This window comes from Nocardiopsis sp. CNT312 (assembly GCF_000515115.1).
In the GTDB taxonomy this organism is placed as follows: Bacteria; Actinomycetota; Actinomycetes; order Streptosporangiales; family Streptosporangiaceae; genus Nocardiopsis.
Genome location: NZ_AZXF01000055.1, coordinates 1 through 2,177 on the forward strand (window position 1 = coordinate 1; position 2,177 = coordinate 2,177).

Consider the following 2,177-nt stretch of genomic DNA (forward strand, 5'->3'; position numbering starts at 1 on the left):
CACCAGCCCCGACTTCGCCGACGCCAACCCGACGGTCGTGGAGGACTTCCTGCGCGCCATGTCGCGGGCCTTCGACTACTGCGTCGAGAACGGCCGCGAGTGCGTCGAGTACGCCGCCGAGCTCGCCGGCGCCGAGTACGACGTCGACCACAACCTCAACGTGTGGGAGGCGGAGAGCCAGTTGGCCATCGCCTCCACGTCCGAGAACACCCCGGTCGGCTACATCGACCTGGCCCTGACCGAGGCCGAGGGCAGGACCCTCGTGGAGTACGAGCAGTTGGAGGAGCTGCCCGACCTGGAGCAGCTCTTCGAGCCCAAGTACCTGGTGTCGGTGCACACGCTGGGCACCGTGACCTGGCCCGGCGGTGCCGAGATCGAGGACATGGCCGAGGAGCAGGCCCAACAGTAATGATCGAACACGGAAGCGACTGAGGAACGACATGTCAGAACCAGGTGTGCCGGAGCCGACCGAGTACGGCCTCTTCCTGCCGATCGGCAACGGAGGCTGGATCCTCTCCGAGACCGCCCCCCACCCCGAGGCGGACTACGAGGAGAACAAGAGGGCCGCCGTCACCGCGGAGAGGCACGGCTTCGACTTCGTCATGTCCATGGGCAAGTGGCGCGGCTACGACGGGTCCACGGACCACTGGGGCCGCACGCTGGAGTCCATGACCATGATGTCGGGGCTCGCCGAGGCCACGGAGCGGGTCAAGGTGTGGTCGACGGTCCACACCAACCTGTTCCATCCGGCTCTGACCGCGAAGATGTTCACCACCCTCCAGCAGATCAGCGGCGGCAGGGCCGGGATGAACATCGTCGTCGGCTCCTACGTGGACGAGTTCGCGCAGATGGGCCTGTGGCGGGAGGACATCGACCACGCCGCCCGCTACCGGTACACGGACGAGTGGACGCACGTGCTCAAGCGCCTGTGGACCGAGGACTCGGTGACCCACGACGGCGAGTTCTTCCACCTGGACGACTGCCGGTCGCGACCGCACCCCGAACCGATGCCGACGCTGATCAGCGCGGGCCGTTCCGACACCGGCCTGAACTTCCAGTCCAGGCACTGTGACGGCTCCTTCCTGACGGCGCAGACCCTGGACGGCCTGCGCGACGCCAGCCGCGACGTCCGCGGCCGGGCCCGGAAGGAGGGGCGCAGCATCAAGACCTACTCGATGCTGACCGTGGTCATGGACGAGACCGACGCCGCCGCCGAGGCTCGGCGCCAGGAGTTCGGCCGCGGTATCGACACCGACGCCGCCGTCAACATGAAGCGATCCTGGGGCCTGCCCCTCGACAAGGCACTCTCCCTGACCGCGGAGAACCCCGCGGACGAGGTCTTCCAGGCCCCGTTCGTCACCGGTTCTCCCGACACGGTGACCAAGCGTGTCCGGGAACTCGTGGCCGCCGCCGAACTGGACGGCCTCATGCTGATCTTCCCGGACTACGAAGCCGACCTGGAGGCGTTCGGCGAACAGATCATGCCGCGTCTGCGCACGGAAGCGTGAACCGGCCGACCTGCGACACGGCTTCCTCCCGTGCGTGTGGAGGTCCGGTCCGCCGCGTGAGCGTGCGGTGGACCGGACCCTCCCCGGGTGACGATGCGGGAGGGACTTTTGTGGATTAAGGTCTCATTTTATGCGGTGATCCCCGCAGATTAGATACAAGTGAACTTCAAGCACTTTGATAGAACTCAACGTGCTCGTGTCGAAATGTCACCGTTTGCACCTCAACCGGCCAGCAACGGTGGTTTCTTCCCCCGAAAAAGGAGCAGCCGGAAACATGTCCACCCCCTCTCAACTCTCCCCCCGCCACCGGACGCGCCTCGCCTCCGCAGCCGCCCTGTCAGCCCTGCTACTGGCCACGGCGTGCGCTTCGGGCGACGACGGCTCCGAAACGGACGCCGAAGGCGCGAACACGGCGGCGGTCATCGACGACGAGCGCTGCCAGGCCAACGAGGCCGCGGGGACCATCACCTACCTCACCGGTTTCCAGTACCAGTCCTCGGTGAGCATCCTGGAGCCCATCGCCGCACAGGCCCTGGGCTACTTCGACGCCCTGTGCCTGGACGTGGAGATCCAGCCCGGCGACGGCAACACCATCGGCAACGCCCAGACCGTCGCCGCCGGCACCTCCCAGTTCACCTCCCTGGGCAACGAGGCCGAGATCCTCCAGGC

1 protein-coding gene and 2 pseudogenes are annotated in these 2,177 nt (G+C 66.9%); all 3 read left to right on the plus strand.

Annotated elements, in window-relative coordinates; translation table 11 throughout:
- Nucleotides 1–409: pseudogene (locus tag B042_RS26200) on the plus strand (myristoyl transferase); the annotation flags it as partial.
- 31 nt (nucleotides 410–440) lie between these two features.
- The gene (locus B042_RS0116865; protein WP_028649303.1) at nucleotides 441–1,508 is read left to right on the plus strand and encodes an LLM class flavin-dependent oxidoreductase; all 1,068 of its coding nucleotides are present in this window, start codon (nucleotides 441–443) and stop codon (nucleotides 1,506–1,508) included.
- Nucleotides 1,509–1,782: 274 nt separating this feature from the next.
- A pseudogene (locus tag B042_RS0116870) lies at nucleotides 1,783–2,177 on the plus strand (myristoyl transferase); the annotation flags it as partial.

What these genes read in the sequence shown, in the direction of transcription:
- B042_RS0116865 (WP_028649303.1), top strand. Translation starts at nt 441, where the DNA reads ATGTCAGAACCAGGTGTGCCGGAGCCGACCGAGTACGGCCTCTTCCTG.